The organism is Kitasatospora sp. MY 5-36 (assembly GCF_001182915.1).
GTDB lineage: Bacteria > Actinomycetota > Actinomycetes > Streptomycetales > Streptomycetaceae > Kitasatospora.
This window is the reverse complement of sequence record NZ_LFVW01000150.1, coordinates 1-21176: the sequence shown is the minus strand read 5'-3', so window position 1 is coordinate 21176 and position 21176 is coordinate 1. Positions and strand designations below refer to the sequence as shown.

Here is a 21176-nt window from a genome sequence, read left to right as displayed (position 1 = left end):
CGCGGCGTCGGTACCGACCGCCAGGGGGAGTGCGCCGGAGGAGGCGGGCACCGGGCTCAGCTGTACGCCCACCAGCACGCCCGCCAGGACCAGGGCCCCGGCCAGGACCGCCGCCGCGCCGACGGCCGCGCCCGTCCTGACGGCCCGACGCCCCGGTGCCCCGGCGGGCTCGGTGGGGTAGAGCGGGTCGACGGGCGGAGGGCCGTCGAACGCCGGGCCCGGCGGGAAGAGGCTGGTCGGGCGATTGTCCGTGACCGGGACCAGCTCACCGCGGACAACCGCGGGGCCGGTCGTGGCCGGGGCCATCCGGGCCACCTCCAGGTACCGGCCGGCCAGGGCCGTGCGTACCGCGAGGAGGTCCGTGTGCAGGCGCCGGAGCACGGGCAGGTGCGCCGGCACCCCGTCGGCCACCGCCGGCTCCGTACCCGGCTGTCGGCCACCGTCGGCCCCGGCCGGTGACTGCTCCTGGTCGACCAGGAGCCCCATGGCGCGTTGCTCCTGCTCCGCGGTCCGCCGTGCGTCGTACGCGCTCTCCCGGATGCGGCGCACCTCGTCCAGGCAGCGCGTCGCCTCCAACAGCCGGGCCCGCCGCTGCCCCGCATCGCCCCCGCCGGGCGGCAGCGGCGCGAGGGGGGCCGGCCCGTCCGCTCCAGCGGAGCCCAGTTCACCCCGTAGCTCGGCCACGATGGCGATCAGCACGCGGATCAGTTCCTCCGCCTCCGCCACGCCGGCCTCGGCCTGCTGTTGCGCCTGCCTGGCCAGATCCAGTGCCTGCCGCGCGTCCGACCGCCCGGCCGCGGGCGACGGGAGTCCCCTGGCCGCCAGGCCGGCCCGTTCGTGCAGCTGACCGGCCCGGGCCAGGAGCACCGCCTGGGCCCGGGGGTCCGTCACGCGGTCGTGGATCAGCTGCCGGAGCAGGTGCCACGGGATGTCCTTCTCCGCGGAGCGGTACTCGCTCCAGCTGGTCCTGCCGGCCGGGTACCGGCGCGCGAGTTCGCGGACGGTGAGCCCGGAGGTCACCTCCCGCACCAGCCCGGCCAGGTCGTTCGCCTGCTCGGTCTCGCCCTTGAACCGCCCCTGTGGGCGTCCGGCGCTCCCCATTCCCTGCCCCCTGCCGTGTCCGTGGTCAATCCGGGTTGTCCGCTGTTCACCTGGGCCGCGGCCGAGTCTTGTAGATGGACAATCAAATACGCCCGCACTGTGGGAACTCCACCGGGTCTTCGGACAACTTGTCGCAGCCTGCCTGCGACGGGACACGCAGGCCGGGACCTCCGGTGCCGGAGCCGGGGCTGCGCCGTCCCGCGGCGGCGGTCACCCGACGGCCCCGGACCTTGGCAACCACCGCCCTCGAAGGAGTTCTCGATGATCAGGAAGCACCTCGCGACGGTCCTCGCGGCCACCGTCCTCGCCGGAGGTTTCGTCGGCCTCTCCGCCGGCGCGGCCCACGCCTCCGCCCGGGTCAACAAGTGCGGGAGCGCGTACGACTTCAAGCAGAGCTGGGACATCACCGACAACTCCAGCGCGGCTCCGGTGGTCGGCTTCATCGACATCTACTACAACAGCGGGAACGGGTACAACTGTGCGATCGCCCGCGGGCGCGACGCGGCCGTCACCGGCCAGCACGAGATCTACGTCGCGATACGGCGCTCCGGAACGGACGGCTGGATCGACGACGGCGCCGGCAGCAACTACACCCAGTACGCGGGCCCGGTCTACGTGTACGCCAAGGGGTCCTGCATCGACTTCGTCGGTGGGCTGAAGTACAACGAGTTCACGGGGCAAGGGGCCTCCAGCTACAAAGCCCAGCACTGCGGCTGAACCCCTCCGGGCGGCAGGGCCCGTTCGAGCGGGCCGGCCGCCCCCTGACGGGGCGCCGGGGAGTCGGCACCACGGACCCCGAGCACCGCGACCGGGCGGCCGACCGACGCCAACGGGGGCGGTCGGCCGCCCGACGTACCACCCGGCGGCGACGCGATCCAGCAACGCACCACCCGCCGCCGGCAGTTCCGCGCGGATCGCGGCAGCGGTCCGCGAACCCCGGCACTCGAAGGAGTTCTCGATGATCAGGAAGCGTCTCGCGACGGTCCTCGCGGCCACGGTCCTCGCCGGAGGTTTCGTCGGCCTCTCCGCCGGCGCGGCCCACGCCTCCGCCCGGGTCAACAAGTGCGGGAGCGCGTACGACTTCAAGCGGAGCTGGGAGATCAACGACATCCACAACGTGGCCGCGGTGGTCGGCTTCATCGACATCTACTACAACAGCGGAAACGGGTACAACTGCGCGATCGCCCGCGGGAACGACGCGGTCGTCAGCGGCCAGCACGAGATCTTCGTCGAGATACGGCGCTCCCGCGACAGCACCTGGATCAAGGACGGTGTCGGCAGCAACTACACCCAGTACGCGGGCCCGGTCTACGCGTACGCCAAGGGGGCCTGCATCGACTTCATCGGGGGGCTGAAGTACATCGAGTTCTCCGGCACCGGTGACACCGGCTACAGCTTCGAGCACTGCGGCTGAGCCGTGGCCGGGCGGCAAGGCCCGCTGGAGCCGGTCCGGCCCGCCCGAGGCCTGCGCGCGTGGGGTGGGGTTATCCCCACCCCGCGCACGCCGGTCGCCACCATGGTTCGTACCCACCGCCGTTCCTAGCCTGGACCCCGTCGCTGACGGACACGATCCACGAGGGATGGCAGCACCATGGCAGCCCGCCACCACCGCCCGGAGTACGAACCGCCCGAGCCTCACGCCCCCGCCCGCCCCGCGATCGGACCGCGCGCGGTGCGGCGCGGCCACGGGCGCGGCGTCGGGACGGCGCACGTGGTGCGCGGGGTCGACCTCGCGCCGGGCCGCGGCAGCTCCACCGCCGCGTCGGGGGCGGCGGCATGAGCAACGGACTCGCGCGCGCCTCGGTGCGCTTCCGGCCGCCTTCCTTCGCGGGGACCTTCGTCGCCCTGCTGTTCGGCGCGGCGGTCATCATGGGCTGCGGCACCCTGTTGCAGACCGGCATCACCGCGAGCGTGCCCCCGGTGCGCTACGCGCAGGCGCCGGTCGTCGTCGCGGCCGGTCCGGACATCGGGATCGTCCGCAAGGTCAACAAGAAGGAGAAGGCCGTCGATCGGCCGGTGCCCGACCGGCCCCGGGTGGACGCGGCCCTGGCCCAGCGCATCGCCGCCCTGCCCGGTGTCGCGGCGGCCCGTCCCGACACCGCCTTCCCGATCCAACCGGGTCCGGCCGCACCCGGCCTGACCGGGCGGGGGTTCGCGGCGCTCGGCATCGCCGGCGGCGCGGACACCCTGGTCGAGGGCCGCGCCCCCGGCCCGGACGAGGTGGTCCTGGACGCCGCCACCGCACGGGACGCCCGGCTGGCACCCGGCGCGAGCCTCACCCTGGTCGCACCCGGCGGCAGCGGCACCTACCGGATCTCCGGCCTGGCCGCGCCGCAGAACGCCGGCCCGACGGCCTGGTTCGCCGACGCGGTGGCCGGGCAGCTCTCCGGTCACCCCGGCTGGGTGGACGCCATCGCCGTCCAGCCGAGCGAGGGCGTCGGCGCCAAGGACCTCGCCCGCCGGCTCCGCGAGGCCCTGCGCGACACCGCCGGCCCGCAGGCCTCCGGGGCGTCGCCCACCGGGATCAGGGTGGTCACCGGCGAGGACCGCGGCTCCGTCGAGCAGCCTGGGCTCGGGCAGAGCCGGACGCTGCTGATCGCGATCGGCGGATCCTTCGGCGGCACCGCCACCATGACGGCCGTGTTCGTGGTGGTGTCCACCGTCGCCCTGGCCGTCGGTCAGCGGGCCCGCGAGTTCGCCCTGCTGCGCGCCGTCGGCGCGACCCCCCGTCAGATCCGCCGCACGGTCGCCACCGAGGCGATGCTGGTGGCACCCCTCGCCGGCCTGCTCGGCCTCGTCCCGGGTGTGGCGCTGGCCCGCTGGTGGTTCGACGGACTGGTCTCGCGCGGCGCCGTCCCCGAGGGCGTCGAACTGGACGTCGGAGCGGTCCCCGCGCTCGTCGCCGTCGCCACCTGTTCGCTGGCCGCGCTGGCCGCCGGCTACCTCGCCGCGCACCGTCCCTCCCGCCTGCGCCCCGGCCAGGCGCTCGGAGAGGCCTCGGTGCCGGCCGGCCGGGCGGGCGTGGTGCGGGCCATCCTCGGTCTGGCGGCGGTCGTGGGCGGCGTCGTGCTGGCCGCCGTCGCCGCCGGCCTGAGCGGTGAGAACGCCGCCAACACCGCGCTCGGCGTGGTCATGTGCTTCCTGGTGGCCACCGCCCTGCTCGGCCCCTGGGTGGCCCGGGTCGCCGCCGGAGTGCTCGGCCTGCCGCTGCGGGCGGGCGCGGGCGGCACCGCCGGATCGCTGGCCGCCGACAACGCCCGGGCCGACGCCCGCCGGCTGACCTCCGCGATCACACCCATCGTGATGGTCAGCGCCTTCTGCGGCACCATGCTGTTCATCCAGAGCAGCGTCGGGCACGCCACCGGCGAACAGCTGCGTGCCGGGGTCGTCGCCGACCACGTGCTCGGCTCCACCGGTCGCGGCCTGCCCGCCGCCACCGCCGAACGGGCCGCCGAAGTGCCCGGCGTCGAAGCCGCCGTGGGCGTGCTGCGCACCGGAGCCGTCTACCGCTCCGACGGGAAGCTCCGCTCCGCCAACGCCCTCGGCGTGTCCGGCGATCCGGCGAGGCTGCCCCGGGTCCTCGACCTGGGCGTGCGCAGCGGCTCGCTCGCCGACCTCGCCCGGGGCACGGACACCGTCGCCCTCGACGCGGCCCTCGCCGACAGGCTCGGCCACAGCGTCGGCGACCGCGCCTCCTTCTGGCTCGGCGACGGCACCCAGACACAGCTGACGGTCGTCGCCACCTACGAACGCGGCCTCGGCTTCGGGCAGTTGATCCTGCCCCGGGCCGCCGTCGCCGCACACGCCGCCGTCGCCTACGACAGCCAGGTGCTCGTCGCGGACGCACCCGGCGCCGACCGCGCGGACGTCGCCGCCCGGCTGGCGAAGCTCCCCGCCGAGGCCCCCACCACCGGGGCCGCCACGATCGGAGGGCTCACGGTGGCCGACCGCGCCGGGTACGTCGCGCAGACCGACCGCAGGCGCGAGGCCGGCGACTGGGCGAACTCCGTGATGGCGGCCGTCCTCGGCGGCTTCGCCGCGATCACCGCCGCCAACACCCTGGTGATGACCGTCCTGGACCGCGGCCGCGAGGTGGCCCTGCTCCGCCTCACCGGCGCCACCCGCCGCCAGATACGCGGCATGATGCGCTGGGAGGCCCTGCTGGTGGCCGCGGCCGGGCTGCTGCTCGGCAGCCTGATCGCCTGGATCACCCTGGTCCCGATCGCCCGGGGCCTCGCCGACGCCCCGCCGTACGTCCCGCCGGGCACCGCCCTGCCGCTGGCCGCCGCGGCCGTGGCCCTCTGCCTCGCCGCGACGGCCCTGCCGGCCCGCGCCCTGCTGCGCTCCCGCCCGCTCGCGGCGAGCGGCCGGCGGTAGGCGGACAGGGGTAGGGGAACCGTCGGACCGGGGGCGGGACGTCCGTCCCGCCTGCCGCCGGACGGGTGAACCCTGCGCGGGCCGGTTGGCGCCCCGGCTGCCGCTTCGCCACCATGACGTCCGCGAACCACCGTTCCCGTCCGTCCGACGCCGACGGCGGGCGGTGACCCGCCCGAGAGCCGCCGGTGCCTGCCGACCGCACCGCAGCCATCCGACGATCCCAGGGGGAACCCGTTGCCCCAGACCGAGAACCTCACAACCACTGTCCCCGGAGCACGGCTGGTCCCGATGCACCGCATGGAGCTGCCGCCCGTGGGGCCGCCGCGCCGTGAGCAGTTGCCGAACGGCACTCCGATCTGGCTGGTCACGCGCTACGACGACGTCCGCCGGGCCCTCGTGGACGCCCGGTTCAAGCGGTCGCTGCTGTTCGCCCCGGACGCGCCGCCGCTGAGTGGCACGCCCAACCTGGGCAGCGACCGGGACTCGATGTTCCACAAGGACGGGATCGAGCACCACCGGATGCGCCGCGTCTTCCAACGGGCGTTCACCCCCGGCGCGATCGAGCGGTCGCGTCCGTGGGTGACCTCCGTGGTCGACCGGCTGCTGGACGACCTCGTGCGGCTCGGCGCCCCGGCCGATCTGGTCACCGGGTACACCAGGCCGCTGCCGAGCGCGGTGATCGCCAGGATGATGGACCTCCCCGGCGAGGACCTCGGACGCGTCCGGGACTGGACCGAACTCGCCTTCGCCACCGCCGACCGCGACCCCGCCGAAGTCAGCCGCGCGATGCGGGAGTTCACCGCGTACGTGGCCGGGCTGCTCGCCGGCCGTCGGCGCGCACCCGGCGACGACCTGGTCAGCGCCATCGTCCGGGCCGCGGACCGGGAGGGTGAGGTGTCCGAGCGCCAACTGGTCAACCTGGTGTGCGGGTTGATGGTGGCCGGACACGAGACCAGCATGACCACGCTGGCCAACGCGGTGCTCTACCTGCTCGCCGAACGCCCCGACGCCTGGAAGCGCATCGGCTCGGACGAGGCGGCGGCCGCCCTGGCGGCGGAGCGGCTGCTGCACACCATCCCCCTGGGGGCCAACAGGGAACGCCCCGGAAGCCTCCTTCGTACCGCCGAGGAGGTCGAGCTGGGCGGCGTGACCATCGGCGCCGGCGACATCGTCGCGGCCGACCGCACCACCGCCGGCCGGGACCCGGGCGTCTTCCCACCCGATTCCCTCAGCCGGCTGTTCGACCCGCTGGAAGCCAGCACCCTGGCCTTCGGCGCCGGTCCCCACTTCTGCCCCGGCGCGTGGCTGGCCCGCCTCCAGATGCGGATCGCTCTCCACCGTCTCGCCGCCCGCCTGCCCGGCCTGCGCCTCACCCTGCCGACCACCGGGATCGAATGGCGGCTGGGCACCTCCACCCGCAGCCCCCTGCACCTGCCCGCCACCTGGTGACGGACCGGCCTGGTGCCGGACCGGCCGCCACCGATGCTCCGGGACGGCCGTCCTCGTGAACGCCGGTGTCCCGGAGTCCAGGCGCCCGGCGTTGGCAGCCTGCTCGGGTGTCCGCGGGACGGCGACGAGGCCGACCTCGTAATGCAGCGCCTCCATAACGGAGTTCATTCCGGCGTGCGATACGAAGGCGGTGGCATGGCGGAGTACCGCCAGTTGCGGGAACCGCGACCGGACGTCCACCCGGCTCGGGATGGCGCCGAGTACGGCGGCATCCGTATCGCCCACGGTCATCGCCAGCTGCCAGGGCCCGTCGGCGATGGCGTCGATGCAGGCGCGGTAGAACTCCGGGTGACCGTTGAAGACGGTGCCCGGTGAGACATACAGCAGTGGCGCGTCGGGGTCGGGCGGCGACCCTCGGTCTGCTCGCGACTGCCCATCGAGGGGCCGACGAAGTGAAAACGTTCGTCGAAGCTGTCAGCGGCCGGCTGGAACTCCCGCGGGACGAACACGAGGTTGAGCCCGTCCGCCATCGTCATGGTGTCGGCGACACCGAGCGGGACGCCGTACTCGGTGGAGAAGGCCTCACAGTCAGTGTCAGCACGGGGACATCCTGGCGGCACCAGCGCCGCAGCGCCATCGAGATTCGCGACTCGCCGCAGCCGCCGGCGGCGATGATGCCCGGGTCGCCGTCGAGCCCCGCAGTTCGACGTCCTCACCGCCGGCGACCCTCCGGTAACCCGTTGGATCGGTCATCCGTGCTCTTCTCGTACGACTTTTCGGAGTGGATGGTCAATTGTGAGATCGACGTATTCATCTTTCCTGCGCGGATCCATTCCAGGAATCCGGTCGATAGCACATCACGGCGACTGGATGTCAATTGGTCGGCGGCTTCGTCACGCTTACGGATTACCACGAGACATCTGGCCTCGATGTTTCGTGGAACGATGCGACGGTACTGAAAAATGACGGACCGGCAGGGGAAGGAAAAGAACCATGGGAGCCTCTCGCGGCGGACCGATCGAATCCGGGCGGAGCACCCTGCTGTGACCGCCACCGTGGAGCAGACGCTGCACCACCAGACCGGTGCCGGGCTGCCGGTGCCGTTCGCCGTCGCCGGGACGGGGGTGCACCTGCCGCCGGCCGTCGTCACCAACCAGGAGCTCACCCGCACCCTGGACACCAGCGACGAGTGGATCACCAGCCGCACCGGGATCCGTGAGCGCCGGCGGCTGGCCCCGGACCTGGCGACCTCCGACATGTGTGTCGCCGCGGCCCACCCGGCCCTGGAGGCCGCCGGGGTCGGGCCTGCCCAGCTGGACGCGGTCGTCGTCGCCTCCTACACCGGGGACCAGCCGCTCCTGTCGACCGCGTTGATGGTCAAGGACGCCCTCGGTGCCCACCGCGCCCTGTCCCTGGACGTCACCCAGGCGGCCTGTGCCTCCGGCATCCAGGCCGTGCTGATCGCCGCCCACCTCCTGCAGAACCCGTCCATCAGCACCGTTCTGCTGCTCGCGGCCGACTGCGCCTCCAGGATCACCGATCCGACCGACCGCACCGCCGGGGTGTTCTTCGGAGACGCCGCGGCGGCCGTGGTACTCGCCCGCACCGACGAGGCCGGAGCGGGCCTGCTCTCCTACGACCTGGGCTCCCAGCTCTCCTATGGCGTCCAGATCCCCGCCGGGGGCTCCCGGCTGCCCACCACCGCGGCCACCGTCGCCGCCAGGGAGCACTACCTGCGGATGGACGGCCGCGCCGTCTGGAACACCGCCACCACCCGGCTGCCCGAGAGCATCGCGAGCGCCGCGCACCGGGCCGGGGTGCCGGTCGACCGGATCCGGCACTTCTTCCTGCACCAGGCCAACCTGAACATCCTCACCGAGACCATGACCGCCCTGGGCGTTCCCCGCGAGCGCGTCCCCGTCACGGTCGAGCGGCTGGGCAACACCGGGTCGGCCGGGCTGTTCACCGCGCTCCATGCCACGATGGCCGGAGGCGCCCTGCTCCCGGGGGACACCTATGTGCTGTCGGGGATCGGTGCGGGATTCCAGTGGGGAACCCTCTGCCTCCGGCACGCCTGACAAGCTGACCCGGGGTCAACCGAGTTCGTTCTTGTGGACGACGCCGTCCTTGACGATCAGTCGCAGGTTCCGTTCGGGGTCGGCGAGCACGGACAGGTCGGTGGTCGGGTCGCCGTCGACGACCAGGAGGTCGGCCCAGGCGCCCGGCGCGATGACGCCGAGCGGCGCGGCGCGGTAGGGGTCCCGGCGGCCGGACAGGCGGAACAGCTCGGCGTTGCCGGAGGTGGCCGTCCGCAGGGCCTCGACCGGGCCGAGGTGGCCGCCGAGCCGGACGAGCATCTCGTTCTGCCGGTGGGCCTTCCCGGGGTCGAAGACCAGGTCGGTGCCGAAGGCCAGCCGCACGCCGTGCCGCACCGCCCAGCCGATGGTGCGGGCGACGCCTTCGCAGACCTCGCGGTTCTTGCGGGCGCTGTCCGGGGAGGCGTAGTGGTGGTCGTCGACCTCGAACGGCTGGGTGCTCAGCCAGACGCCCTGCTCCGCGAGGTGGCGGACGGTGTCCTCGTCGAGGAGGTGCCCGTGCTCGACGCAGCGCACCCCGGCCCGTACCGCGCGGCGGACGCCTTCGGAGGTGTAGACGTGCACGGTCACGTAGGTGCCCCAGTCGGAGGCCGCGGCGACGGCGGCCTCCAGCTCGGCCGGGGTGAACTGCAGGACGTCCAGCGGGTCGAACTCCGAGCTGACGCCGCCGCCGGCCATCAGCTTGATCTGGGTGGCGCCCTTCCTGAGCTGTTCGCGCACCGCCGCGAGCACCCGTTCCGGCCCGTCGGCCACCCGGGTGAACCCGAGCTGCTCGCTCCTGGCCGGCGGCCCGCCCAGGGCGGTCGGGGCGTCGTGGACCGTCCCGAAGTCCCCGTGGCCGGAGGTCTGGGAGACGGCCGCCTGGCTCGGGTAGATCCGCGGGCCGGGGAACAGCCCGCGGTCCAGCACCCGCCGCAGCGGTTCGGTGTCGCCGGCCATGTCCCGCACCGTGGTGAAGCCGCGCATCAGCATGGAGCGGGCCGCGGCCAGGGCCTGGTAGTAGACGGTGCCGGTCGGGGCGAGCTGGAGCTCGGCCATGGTGCCGCCGGCCGCGAACAGGTGGACGTGCGCGTCGGTGAGCCCGGGGATGAGGGTGCGGCCTCCGCCGTCGAGCACTGTCGCGCCACCCGGGGGACCGGACGGGAAGGGACGGCCCAGCACCACCTCCGCGATCCTGTCCCGCTCCACCCGGACGTACCCCGGCGCCGCCTCGGCTCCGGTCCCGTCGAAGACGCGCACGTTCGTCACCAGCAGCCCGGCACCCGCTTCGTCGACACCCATGCCGCCATCTTCGGCCGGTCACGGAGCCGGGACCAGGGGGCCGGACGGATCGGGTCGGTCCGGCGGTGCCCGGCCGGCAGCCGACCGGCCCGGCCCCGGGTGCGTCCGGGGCCCGGAATGCCGGACTGTGGGGGAGTTGATCAGGGTGAGGGCACGAGTAGGCGGGAAAGAGAAGGCCAGGGGGCAGTTGTCGGACGCGCTGCTGTCGCGGAGGGCCGATGCGACGGGACGGACGAATGGCGAACTCCCTGCTCGCGGTGGTGAGCCGGGACTGGATCGGGGCGCCGGTCGCGCTGGCGGTGGCGGCAGCGGGCGGTGGCCTCCTCGCGGTGGGGGCGGCCTGGTCGGTGGCGCTCGCTGGCCTGGCGCTGGCCGTCGGGGTGGTGCTGGCGGCCGGGGCCGTTCGGCACCTGGTGCTGGTGGCCCGGGAGGCGCGGGCGCATCCGCCGCCGGGGCGGTTGGTGGACGTGGGCGGTCACCGGATGCACGTCCTCGCCGAGGGGCGGGCCGGGGCGGGGCCGACGGTGGTCTGGATGCCCGGCGGGCACGCCCCCGGCGAGGACCTCCGGGAACTGCACACGATGCTGTCGGCCCAGGCCCGGTCGGTGCTGGTCGACCGCCCGGGGACTGGCTGGAGCGACGTCGGGCCCTTCCCCCGGACGACGGCCGCCGAGGCGGCGGAGCTGCCGGCGGCGCTGGAGGCGGCGGGGGAGCGGGCACCCTTCGTGTTCGTCGGCCACTCCTTCGGCGGGCTGCTGGTCGCGAACGTGGCCAGGCGCCGGCCGGACCTGGTGGCGGGGCTCGTCCTGCTGGACCCGACCCCCCTGGAGGTCATCGCCTTCGCGCCGCCCTACGGGCAGCTCGCGGCGCTGCGCCGGGGCGTCCTGCTGGCGGCGGTGCGGCAGCTGTTCGGCGCGCACCGGGGCCCCGGCGGCCGGACCGGGCCGTGCTGCGCCGCCGCGTCGATCTTCGCCGAGCTGTCGCCGTCCGGGCTGGCACAGGTGGGCTGGGACACCGTGGTGTACGACGGGGACCTCGGGGACCTGCCCCTGGTGCTGGTGGTACCGCGGGACCTGATCGGCGGCGAGGCGGTGCTGGCCGGTGCCCGGGACGCCGTCGAGGCCGAGCGGATCAGCCGCTTCTACCTCCGCAGCAGGGTCCGCTACCTGGCGGCGTCGACGGCGTCGAGGCTGGTGCACGCACCGGCGGGGACGGGTCACGACTTCCCGCACGAGGCGCCCGAGTTCGTGGTCGGCGTGGTCGGGGACCTGGTGCGCGAGCTGCCCCCGATCAGCCCATGACCGTCCGCGCGGAGTCCGTCCGGACCGGGCGGCGACGGGAGAAGGCGCCCAGGTCGACCACGGTCCCGGTGTGGTCGCAGCGGAAGTGCACCGGGTCGCCGTCGTGGTCGTGCCCGGCCTCGACCCGGTCGATCAGGGTGGCGAGGTAGCGGCCCACCAGCGGGGCGTTCTTGAACTGGTTGCCGCTGGTGCCCATCGCCACGTAGTAGCCGTCGAGGGCGGTGCGGTCGTAGATCGGGGTCCAGTCGTCGGCGACGTCGTACACGCCCGCCGCGCCGAGGGGCCGGTTGGGGACCCGGAGCGCGGGGAACCGGCGCGCCGCCCGGGTCACCTGGGTGCGGAAGCGCCGGGCGGTGGGGCGGGGATCGGCCCCGTCCGGGTCGTCGATCCACTCGTGCGGGTCGCAGTCCGGCTCGGTCCCGCCGACCAGGAGCTGCCCGCCGGGGGCCGCGCGGACGTAGGTGCCGACGTCGAGGTCGGCGACCAGCGGGAAGGGGTCGGCGGTCCGGACGTCCGGTGCGGGGACCTGGTGGACCTCCTCGCGCAGCGGACGCACACCGATCGTGAAGTCGGCGCCGACGCCCGCCAGCCGGTTGAGGCCGCCCGACCACGGGCCGGCGGCGTTGACCACGACCGGCGCGGCGATCCGCGAGCCGTCGGCCAGGCGGACGCCCGTGACCCGGTCCGCGTGCCGGTCGACGGCCACCACGGTGTGGTGGAGGAGGAGTTGGGCGCCCAGCGCGACCGCGGCGTCGGCGAGGTTCAGGGCGGCGAGCCGGGGGTCGTCGACGTACCCGGCGTCCGGCGTGAACAGGGCGCCGAGTTCGCCGGAGGGGTCGGCGAAGAAGGCGTCGTCGTCCACCGGTTTCGGCGGCCAGTACCGTCCGGGGTCGATCCCGGGAAGGCGCTCGCGCAGCGTCGGGGCGTCCCACCGCTCGTACGGGACGCCGGCGCGCTCGAACAGGGCGGCGGTCTCGGAGGGTTCGACCTCGGGGGAGTCGAGCAGCACGGCGCCGGTGCGGTGGAAGGCGGCGAGCGGGCGGGGGCCGGTGAGCCGCAGGTGGTCGGGCCAGGACGTCCAGAGGTGCTGCGCCTCCCAGGCGGTGGCGACGCTCGCGAAGGTGGAGTAGTTGAAGCGGATGATCGCGCTGGAGGCGCTGGTGGACCCGTGGCCGACGGCGCCCGCCTTGTCCACGACGACCACCTGCCGCCCGGCGCGCGCGAGTTCGAGGGCGACGGCGGCGCCGATCACCCCGGCTCCGACGACCACGGCGTCCGGTCGAACGTCGGTCATGGCGGCCCCTCCCCGGGCGGCGGCGTGCGCAGGCTCGGCACGGCGGCGAGTAGCGTCCGAGTGTACGGGTGCCGCGGGGCGCGCAGGAGGGTTCCGGTGGGGGCGGTTTCGACGATCCGGCCGTGCCGCATGACCGCGACCGCGTCGGAGACATGGCAGACCGCCGGCAGGTTGTGGCCGATGAACAGCATGGACAGGCCGAGGCGCCGCTGGAGTTCCCGGATCGTGTTGAGCACGGAGGCCTGCACCGAGACGTCGAGCGACGAGGTGATCTCGTCGGCGATCAGCAGGCCGGGTTCGACGGCCAGGGCGCGGGCGATGGCGACCCGTTGGCGCTGCCCGCCGGAGAGCCGGCGGGGCAGCCGGTCGGCGAGCCGCGGGTCCAGGCCGACGAGGCCGAGCAGTTCGGTGACGCGTTCGGCGCGGGCGGGCCGGTCGAGCCGGCGGAAGACGGTGGCCGCCTCGACGAGCGTCTGGCGGACCGTCATCCGCGGGTCGAGCGCGGTGTCCGGGTCCTGGAGGACGACCTGGACCAGGCGGCCGAGCCGGCGGCGGTCGCGGACGGTGCGGGTGCGGGCCTCCCGGCCGTCGAGCAGGACCCGGCCGGCGTGCACGGGGGTGAGGCCGACGATCGCGCGGGCCAGGCTCGACTTGCCGGAGCCGGACTCGCCCACGAGCCCGAGCGTCGTACCGGACGGGACCGCCAGCGAGACGCCGTCCACGGCGGTGACCGGGCCGCGCGGGCCGGGGTGGCGGACGGTGAGGCCGGTCACTTGGAGTTCGGTCATGACGCGGCCACCGTCTCCGGGTCCGCCGCCACCGGTACCGGGGACCAGCACGCGACCCGGTGGCCGGCGTCGAGGTCCTCCAGCGGCGGGGCCTGCTCGGCGCAGTGGTCCCGGCGGCGCGGGCAGCGGGGCTCGAACGCGCACCCCGGGGCGGGTAGCAGCGGGTCGGGCGGTGCGCCGTCGACGGTCCGCAGCGGCCGGTCGCGGTCGGCGGTGAGCTCCGGGACCGAGGCGACCAGGGCCCGGGTGTAGGGGTGCCGGGCGCCGTCGGCGAGGCGGTCGGCGGGCAGGGCCTCGACGATGGTGCCCGCGTACATCACCAGGACGCGTTCGCAGAACTCCCCGACGAGCGCGACGTCGTGGCTGATGAACAGGATCGCGGCGCCGGTGTCCCGCCGGATCTCGGACAGCAGCCCGGTGATCTGCCGCTGCACGGTGACGTCGAGCGCGGTGGTCGGCTCGTCGGCGATGATCAGGCCCGGACGCACCATCAGCCCGGAGGCGATCATCACGCGCTGGCGCTGGCCGCCGGAGAGCTGGTGGGGGCGGGAGCGCAGCAGCGCCGGGGAGAGGGCGACCCGGCGCAGCGCGTCGGCGGCCTCCGCGGCGGCCCGGGCACGGCTCGCGCCCCGGTGGGCCCGGACGGTCTCGGTGAGCTGGGTGGCGATCCGCAGGGACGGGTTGAGCGCCGAGGCCGGGTTCTGGAAGATCACCGCCAGGCCGGTCGCGAGGTGCCGGTCCCGTTCCTTCGGGGGCAGGGCGGCGAGGTCGGCCCCGAGCAGCCGCAGGGTGCGCCGGGGCGCCCGGGCACCGTACGGCAGCAGGTCGGCGACGGCGAGCGCGGTGAGCGACTTGCCCGACCCCGACTCGCCGACGAGCCCGACGGTCTCGCCAGGCCGCAGGGCGAGGCTGACGCCGCGCACCGGCCGGATCACGCCGTCAGGGGTGGGGAGTTCGACGTGGAGGTCCTCGACCTGGAGCACCAGGCCGTCCTCGGCGGGGCCGCTCGCGGCGGGCGTCGGTACGGGCGTGCGCGGCGCCGGGCCGCGCCGGGCGACGCTCCCGGCCAGGACCTCGCCGAGCAGTTGGAAGGTCAGGGCCGCGTAGAGGATGGCCAGACCGGGTGCGAGGGCGGGCAGCGGCTCGGCGTAGACGCGGTCGAGCCCCTGGTTGAGCAGCTGCCCCCAGTCGTAGCCGGGCGGTTGGACGCCCAGGCCGAGGAAGCTCAGCCCGGAGAGGGCGACCAGGGAGGTCCCCGCCGCCGTGGTGGTGGCCAGGAGCAGCGGCTCGGCGATGTTGGGCAGGACGTGCCGCCACAGCAGCCGCAGGCGGCGCAGGCCGAGGACCCGGGCCGCGGCCAGGTGGTCGGTGCCCGCCACCCCGGCGGCGAGGGTCTGGGCGAGCCGGGCGAAGCCGGGGACGCCCGCGGCCGCGAGGGCCAGCATCGCCCCGGCGGCGCCCGCGCCGAACACGACCGCGAGGAACATCGCGACCAGGAGCGCCGGGAAGGCGAGCAGGAGGTTGACCAGTCCGGCGGTCAGCCGGCGGGCGCGCCGGCCGAGCACGGCGGTGGCGGCCCCGAGGAGGACCCCCGCGCTCGCGCCGAGCAGGACGGCCGCCAGCGCGAGCAGCAGGGAGGGCCGGGTGGCCGCCAGGACCCGGGCGAGCAGGTCCCGGCCGAGGTTGTCGGTGCCGAACGGGTGCCCCGCGGACGGCCCCTGGAGCACCGCCGAGGGGTCCGGGCGGTCGGCCGCCGCGCCCCAGACCAGCGGTCCGGCCAGCGCGAGCAGGACGAGCGAGGCCAGCATGACGGCGGTGACCCAGGCCATGGGTGAGCGCCGGAGGCCGGACGGAAGGCTCATGGTCACATCTCCCTGATCGCCGAGCGGGGGTCGAGCACGGCGAGCAGCACGTCGACCAGGAGGCCGGCGAGCAGCACGGTGGTGCCCAGCACCAGCACCATCGCCTGGACCACCGGGTAGTCCTGGGCGACCACGGACTGCGCCATGGCGGAGCCGATGCCGGGCCAGGCGAAGACCTTCTCGACCAGCACGGTGCCGGCGATCAGGCCGGGCAGCAGGCTTCCGGCGACGGTGAGCGCGGCGGTGGCCGTGTTCGGTGCCGCGTGCCGCAGGTAGTACCGCGCGGGGGACAGCCGTTTGCTTCGGGCGGTGCGCAGGTAGTCCTCGTCCAGCACCTTCAGCGCCTCCACCCGGACGATGCGCAGCAGGACGGCGGTGGGCGCGAGGGAGAGGGCGAGGACCGGCAGGACGAAGGACTCGACGCCCGCCGCACCGGCCACCGGCAGGAGTTGGAGGCCGACGGCCAGCAGCGCGGTGAGTCCGGCGGCCAGGACGAAGTCCGGGACCCCGGTCAGGCCGGCGGTGACGGCGGTGAACGCCAGCTCGGTGCGCGGGCGGCGGCCGTCGCGGGTGCGGACGGCGGCGAGCAGGCCGCCGGGCAGGGCGACGGCGAGGGTGGCCAGGAAGGCCAGCCCGGCGATCTCCAGGGTGGCGGGCAGCCGGGTGCGGACCAGCTCCGCGACCGGTGTCCCGGTGGTCAGCGAGGTGCCGAGGTCGCCGTGCAGGAGGCCGCCGAGGTAGTGCCGGTACTGGGACAGGAACGGCGCGTCGAGCCCGAGGCTGTGTCTGCGGGCGGCGACCAGGGCGGGGGCGGCGTCGACGCCGAGCGCGGCGCGGACCGGGTCGCCGGGGACGAGGCGGATCATCGCGAACGAGGCGGTGAGGACGACCGCGAGGGAGAGGAGCAGCCGGACGGTGCGGCGGCCGAGGAACACGGTCCAGGGGTGCCGCAGCAGTCGGGGTACGGGCATGGTGGCCCCGGTCACTGGTGGAGGCGGATGCTGGTGGGGACGAGCTGGCCGCCGAAGGTGGTGGTGAAGGTGGTGCGGTGGCCGTACACGCCGCTGCGGCCGTCGGCGATCGGCAGGGCGTCGGCCGCGCGGAAGAGCGCGGCGGCGGCCCGGTTCCAGGTGCCGCAGCCCGCCGTGTCGGTCTCCCGGAGGGCCTGGGCGACCAGGGCGTCGTACTCGGGGTTGCGCACGCCCGCGAAGTTGAGGCCCTGGGCGGGGGTGGGGCCGGAGAAGAAGGGGATGAAGCCGACCGGCAGGGCGAAGCCCGGCGAGGTGCCGACCACCACGTCGAAGTCGGCGCTCTGGTACATGGCGTTGACGAGGGCGGGCAGGCTCTCGCTGACCAGGTCGACCCGCGCGCCGAGCGCCGTCCACTGCCGGGCCATCAGCTCGGCGACGGAGGTGAGGGTCGGGCCGAGGTCGGGGCTGGTGATCAGGCGGAGCCGCAGCGCCTGGCCGTCCTTGGTGAGCGGGCCGCCGGGGGAGCGGGTCCAGCCGGCCACGCGCAGGGCCTCGGCGCCGTCCTGGGCGGGCAGGTTGGCGTCGGCGAGGTCGGCGTGGCAGACGCTGCCCTCGGCCCCGAAGTCGGTGGCGGGGCGGCCGGTGCCGCCGACCGCGACGTTGGCGAGCCCTTGGCGGTCGAGGGCGGAGACCAGGGCGCGGCGCAGCGCCGGGTTGGCGAGGGCCCGGCCGGGGCGCTGGTTGAAGAAGGTCAGCCCGACCACGGTGGCCACGTCGGTGACGGCCAGGCCGTGGCCGGTGAGCCGGCCGCGGTCGGGACCGTTCACGTTCGCGATGTCGACGCCCCCGGTGAGCAGCAGGTTCGCCGCCGTGGAGGCCTGGGGGACGACGGAGATGACGATGCGCGCGGGGAGGCCGGGCTCCGCGGTGCTCGCCCCGGCGGGGCCCCAGGTGTAGCCGTCGCGGACGGTGAACTCGTACGGGCCGCCGGGGGTGTAGCGGGTGAGCACGTAGGGGCCGGTGCCCTGGGTGGTGCGGTCCAGCGACCGGGGGTGGTCGAGGCCGGCCGGGCAGACGATCGGCAGCAGGCCGATGCTGCGGGTGAGGAACGGGAAGGGGGCGGTGGTGGTCGCCGACACCGTGCCGGTCGCGTCGTCGGCGGTGGCGGTGAACGGCACGTTCGGCAGGACGGTCTGGGCGCCGGCGAGCTGGTTGGCCGGGTCGCCCGCGTAGCTGAGGGACCGGGCGACGGCGGAGGCGGTGAGGGGTGTGCCGTCGGAGCAGGTGACGCCCGGGCGGAGGGTGAAGTCGGCGGTGGTGGCGGTGGCCTGCCAGGACGTGGCCAGGCCGGTGACCAGGGTGCCGTCGGGGGCGACGTTCACCAGGGAGTCGTAGGCGTAGCGGGCCTGGGAGGCACCGAAGGTGGAGTACGGGTCGAAGCTCGGGGTCTCGCCGGCCGCCGCGATCCGGACGGTCCCGCGGTCCACCAGGGGGGTGCTCGTCGAGGACGTGGCAGCGCTGCCGCAGCCGCTGAGCGCGAGGGCGGCAGCGGTCAGGGCGGCCGCGAGGGCGGCCGGCGGGGGGCGACGGAGCATGGCGTCATGGTGCCACCGGGCCTTGGCGATGGCGAGTCAACTCACCTGGGGGAAAGGCGTGTTCGATTCAAGGGGCGCAGTGCTCCCGCCTTGTGGGGAGCGGTGGGCGCCGGGGCGCGGGGCTCGGCGGCGGAGTGCCCCTGGTTCACTCTTTCGAGGGGTGTCGGGGCCTGTAGGCCGTCGGCCGGGTGACCTGGCGGTCCGTCGTCGCCACACTGTGTCGACATGACGACGAACGAGCCGGGCCGTGAGGTCGGCCACCTGGCGGACCGCTACTGGGAGTTCCTGCTGGAGCGGGAGCCGTTGCTGCGGGTCCGCCAGGGGCTCCCGGTCGAGGCGCTGCCGGGGGCGTCGCTCGCCGAGTCCGCGGAGCGGGAGCGGTTCGCGGCCGGCGTGCTGGAGCGGATGCGGCCGCTCGACGGCGCGGAGCTGTCCGGTGCCGATGCCGACACCGCGGCCGTCCTCGTGGCGCTGGCGGAACAGGAGTTGCGCGCCCACCGGTGGTACTGGCTGACGCCCGCCGCCACGCCGTACCGGCTCTTCCCGCTGTCGCTGTACGTCGATGCCGTCCTGGGCGACTTCCGCTTCGCCGAACCAGCCGACGGTGAACGGTACGTGGCGCTGGTGCACGACCTCGCGCGGGTGGTCGGCTCGATCGGTGACAAGGTGGCCGGCCAGGCCGCGCGCGGCTTCCGGGTGCCGGCGCCGGCCCTGGCCGGGGTGCGGGCCACGGTCGAGGGCCTGCGGTCCTCCGCCGGGCGCCGGGTCACGGTGGCGGACGACCGGCTCGGTGGGCTCGGGCCGGCCGGGCGCGGACGCCTCCGGGACGGTGTCCGGCGGCTGGTGGAAGCCGAGTTGGCGCCGGCCTTCGACCGGCTGCTCGGGTGCGTCGACGACCCGGCGTACCCGGGAGGGGCGCCGCAGGACGTCGGGTGGGCGCACTACGAGGGCGGCGAGGAGGCCTACCGGGACTTCGTCCGGACCCACACCGGGAGCGACACCGGGCCCGAGCGGCTGCACGAACTCGGCCGCGACCAGTGCCGCGAACTGGCCGAGCGGATGCGGGAGGTGCGCGCGGCCCTCGGCTTCCACGGCACCGAGGCCGGGTTCCACGAGCGGCTGCGGACCGAGCCCCGTTTGTACGCCCGGACGCCCGAGGAGGTCGAGGCCCGGTTCCGCGGCCACCTCGACCGGCTGGAGCCGCGGCTGCCGCAGTGGTTCGCCACCTTGCCGACCGCGCCGTACGGGCTGGCCCGGCTGGACCCGGCGCTGGAGCCGGGGATGACCTTCGGGTACTACGAGGCCCCGACCGCGGCCAGTGCGGTCGGGCGCTACCGCTACAACGGCTCGGACCTGGACCGGCGCTCCCTGATCGGCTCGGCCTCCCTGATCTACCACGAGCTGGCGCCCGGGCACCACTTCCACCTCGCCCGGCAGGCGGAGGACGCCGCGCTGCCGCGACTGCGCCGCGAGGCGGTGGAGTTCGGCGCGTTCAACGAGGGCTGGGCCGAGTACGCGGCGGGGCTCGGCTGGGAGATGGGCCTCTACGAGGACCCGTGGGACGCGTACGGGCGTCTCGCGCAGGAGCGGTTCACCGCGCAGCGGCTGGTCGTCGACACCGGGCTCAACCTCGGGACGATGGACCTGGCGGGGGCGCGGGACTTCATGCGCGCCAACTCCACGGAGGAGGACGGCCAGATCGCCTCGGACCTGCTGCGGTACTCGACGGACCTGCCGGGGCAGGCGCTCTCCTACCGCGCGGGCTACCTGGAGTTCGTCCGGCTGCGGGCGGAGGCGGAGGCCGGGCGGGGCGCCGGGTTCGACGTGCGGGCCTTCCATGAGGCGGTGCTGAGAGGTGGCGCGCTGCCGTTCGCCGCCTTGCGCCGGAGGGTGACGCGGGAACTGAAAGGTCGCGACTGATCGATAAATAATATTATCTGATCAATTGATTGGCGTACATACCAGCGTTCGTTCTGGGTTATGTTCGGATTGCACTCGCACGAGTGAATCCCCTTGGGAGTGTTTGGTTTTGGTGAGCTCGACTCGACTACGGTGACGGAGGATCGGGCGGTGGACCCCATCGGCGAGGAGTTTCGGTTCCGCGGGAAATCCGCGACGGGAACCGGTCATCCCGCGAGACGGGTACTTCCGTCCGTCCTGCTGTGGGCGCTCCGGATTCCGAAGCGCCCGGGTCCCCTGTCATTCGTCTGCGTAGAGAGATGGGAACACCATGCCGCCCGTAGTTCCGCCGTTCCTGATCGGTCTCGTTGTCGCGCCGCTGGCCAAGCGCCTCCTCAAGCCACTGGTGCGCGGTGTCGTCAAGACGTCCGTCGGCATCGTCATGGAGGTGAAGAAGGCCGCCCACGAGGCCGGCGAGAACATCCACGACCTCGCGGCCGAGGTGGCCGCCGACATGGTGGCGGCCCAGGTCACCTCCGGTGAGGGTCACCGCGCCGCCGAGGACGCGGCCCCGGTCGAGGAGAACGCCGGGGCGACCACCCCGGGCGACGCCGAGGCGAGGGCCCCGAAGATCCGCGCGACCGCCGGTGCCGGCAAGGCGCACTGACGCATCGTCATATCCTGACCCGCCGCCTGGACGCACCGCGCGACCGAGTTCGCGCGCCGCGTCCACGCGGTGGCCGGCCGACGGCCTCCCGGCCGCGTCGCCCGCCCGTTCAGAATTCCCGCTCCGTCGCAGTGTTCCGTCATGCCCGATGGCGGATCGCTCGCGACCTCTGCAAACAGGTGATCGTACACATGCCATCTCTGCTGGGTGCCGCGGCCGGATTCCGCTCCGTGGATCCGGACGTGAGCCCGCGCTCGGTCATTCCGGGCCGCCAGCGCTGGGACGTCAAGCTGGTCCTCGGACGGCCGAGGACGGCCGAAGTCCTCACGGCGGCTCTGCGTCGCGTCCCCGGGATCACCGAGGCGCAGGCGAACCCGGTCACCGGTGGGGTCCTCGTCCGGCACGAGCCGCGGCTGCCCGCCGCGGACGTCGGCCGGATCCTGCGCCGGGTGGTCGCCCGGGTCGCGGCGGGTCCGGTCAGGACCGCCCCGCCGG

At 74.7% G+C, this 21176-nt stretch carries 17 protein-coding genes and 1 pseudogene; 10 read left to right on the top strand and 8 right to left on the bottom strand.

The annotated features are described in order from the left end of the window. A partial coding sequence (locus AE652_RS11415) for a hypothetical protein (protein ID WP_049651161.1) occupies positions 1 to 1101 on the bottom strand: 1101 nt, incomplete at its 3' end. A 261-nt stretch (positions 1102 to 1362) separates the two neighbouring features. Here AE652_RS11415 and AE652_RS11410 point away from each other — a divergent pair. The 5 genes from AE652_RS11410 (at position 1363) to AE652_RS11390 (ending at position 6927) form a co-directional block, all read left to right on the top strand. Beyond that, positions 1363 to 1818, top strand: a complete 456-nt coding sequence (locus AE652_RS11410; protein WP_049651160.1) for a hypothetical protein — start codon at positions 1363 to 1365, stop codon at positions 1816 to 1818. 241 nt (positions 1819 to 2059) lie between these two features. Beyond that, positions 2060 to 2515, top strand: a complete 456-nt coding sequence (locus AE652_RS11405) for a hypothetical protein (protein WP_049651159.1) — start codon at positions 2060 to 2062, stop codon at positions 2513 to 2515. Positions 2516 to 2692: 177 nt separating this feature from the next. After that, on the top strand, positions 2693 to 2881 hold the full coding sequence (locus tag AE652_RS11400) for a hypothetical protein (protein ID WP_049651158.1): 189 nt from the start codon (positions 2693 to 2695) through the stop codon (positions 2879 to 2881). Further along, positions 2878 to 5478 carry an ABC transporter permease gene (locus AE652_RS11395; protein WP_049651157.1) on the top strand — a complete coding sequence of 867 codons (2601 nt, stop codon included), beginning with the start codon at positions 2878 to 2880 and terminating at the stop codon, positions 5476 to 5478. The genes AE652_RS11400 and AE652_RS11395 overlap by 4 nt, the downstream gene beginning before the upstream one ends. A gap of 297 nt (positions 5479 to 5775) precedes the next feature. Then, the gene (locus AE652_RS11390; protein WP_234348342.1) at positions 5776 to 6927 is read left to right on the top strand and encodes a cytochrome P450; all 1152 of its coding nucleotides are present in this window, start codon (positions 5776 to 5778) and stop codon (positions 6925 to 6927) included. A 135-nt stretch (positions 6928 to 7062) separates the two neighbouring features. On the opposite strand, the pseudogene AE652_RS48100 reads toward AE652_RS11390, so the two are convergent. Continuing rightward, positions 7063 to 7245 (bottom strand): annotated as a pseudogene (locus AE652_RS48100) (glycosyl transferase); the annotation flags it as partial. 725 nt (positions 7246 to 7970) lie between these two features. Here AE652_RS48100 and AE652_RS11385 point away from each other — a divergent pair. Further along, on the top strand, positions 7971 to 9005 hold the full coding sequence (locus tag AE652_RS11385; protein ID WP_049651155.1) for a 3-oxoacyl-ACP synthase III family protein: 1035 nt from the start codon (positions 7971 to 7973) through the stop codon (positions 9003 to 9005). Positions 9006 to 9020: 15 nt separating this feature from the next. Here the strand turns inward: AE652_RS11385 and AE652_RS11380 are convergent, their stop codons facing one another. Further along, the gene (locus AE652_RS11380; protein ID WP_049651154.1) at positions 9021 to 10304 is read right to left on the bottom strand and encodes an amidohydrolase family protein; all 1284 of its coding nucleotides are present in this window, start codon (positions 10302 to 10304) and stop codon (positions 9021 to 9023) included. Positions 10305 to 10540: 236 nt separating this feature from the next. Here AE652_RS11380 and AE652_RS11375 point away from each other — a divergent pair, with 236 nt between their 5' ends. Then, a complete protein-coding gene (locus AE652_RS11375; RefSeq protein ID WP_049651153.1) occupies positions 10541 to 11605 on the top strand; it encodes an alpha/beta fold hydrolase in 1065 nt (354 codons plus the stop codon). On the opposite strand, the gene AE652_RS11370 is transcribed toward AE652_RS11375, so the two are convergent. The 5 genes from AE652_RS11370 to AE652_RS11350 are packed head-to-tail and all read right to left on the bottom strand — an operon-like array spanning position 11595 to position 18115. After that, complete coding sequence (locus AE652_RS11370; protein WP_049651152.1) at positions 11595 to 12899, bottom strand: FAD-binding oxidoreductase; 1305 nt, start codon at positions 12897 to 12899, stop codon at positions 11595 to 11597. The genes AE652_RS11375 and AE652_RS11370 overlap by 11 nt on opposite strands. Next, positions 12896 to 13687 carry an ABC transporter ATP-binding protein gene (locus AE652_RS11365; RefSeq protein WP_049651163.1) on the bottom strand — a complete coding sequence of 264 codons (792 nt, stop codon included), beginning with the start codon at positions 13685 to 13687 and terminating at the stop codon, positions 12896 to 12898. The genes AE652_RS11370 and AE652_RS11365 overlap by 4 nt, the downstream gene beginning before the upstream one ends. Beyond that, positions 13684 to 15549 carry a dipeptide/oligopeptide/nickel ABC transporter permease/ATP-binding protein gene (locus AE652_RS11360; protein WP_234348341.1) on the bottom strand — a complete coding sequence of 622 codons (1866 nt, stop codon included), beginning with the start codon at positions 15547 to 15549 and terminating at the stop codon, positions 13684 to 13686. The genes AE652_RS11365 and AE652_RS11360 overlap by 4 nt, the downstream gene beginning before the upstream one ends. A 2-nt stretch (positions 15550 to 15551) precedes the next feature. After that, complete coding sequence (locus AE652_RS11355) at positions 15552 to 16520, bottom strand: ABC transporter permease (RefSeq protein WP_049651162.1); 969 nt, start codon at positions 16518 to 16520, stop codon at positions 15552 to 15554. Between the two features lie 11 nt (positions 16521 to 16531). Next, positions 16532 to 18115 carry an ABC transporter substrate-binding protein gene (locus AE652_RS11350; RefSeq protein WP_049651150.1) on the bottom strand — a complete coding sequence of 528 codons (1584 nt, stop codon included), beginning with the start codon at positions 18113 to 18115 and terminating at the stop codon, positions 16532 to 16534. Positions 18116 to 18340: 225 nt separating this feature from the next. Between AE652_RS11350 and AE652_RS11345 the strand changes: the two genes are divergently transcribed. The 3 genes from AE652_RS11345 to AE652_RS11335 form a co-directional block, all read left to right on the top strand. Continuing rightward, the gene (locus AE652_RS11345) at positions 18341 to 20035 is read left to right on the top strand and encodes a DUF885 family protein (RefSeq protein ID WP_049651149.1); all 1695 of its coding nucleotides are present in this window, start codon (positions 18341 to 18343) and stop codon (positions 20033 to 20035) included. Positions 20036 to 20345: 310 nt separating this feature from the next. Beyond that, positions 20346 to 20681 (top strand): DUF5132 domain-containing protein, encoded by a 336-nt coding sequence (locus tag AE652_RS11340; protein ID WP_049651148.1) that lies wholly within the window; start codon positions 20346 to 20348, stop codon positions 20679 to 20681. Positions 20682 to 20872: 191 nt separating this feature from the next. Then, a partial coding sequence (locus AE652_RS11335) for an HMA2 domain-containing protein (protein ID WP_369808288.1) occupies positions 20873 to 21176 on the top strand: 304 nt, incomplete at its 3' end.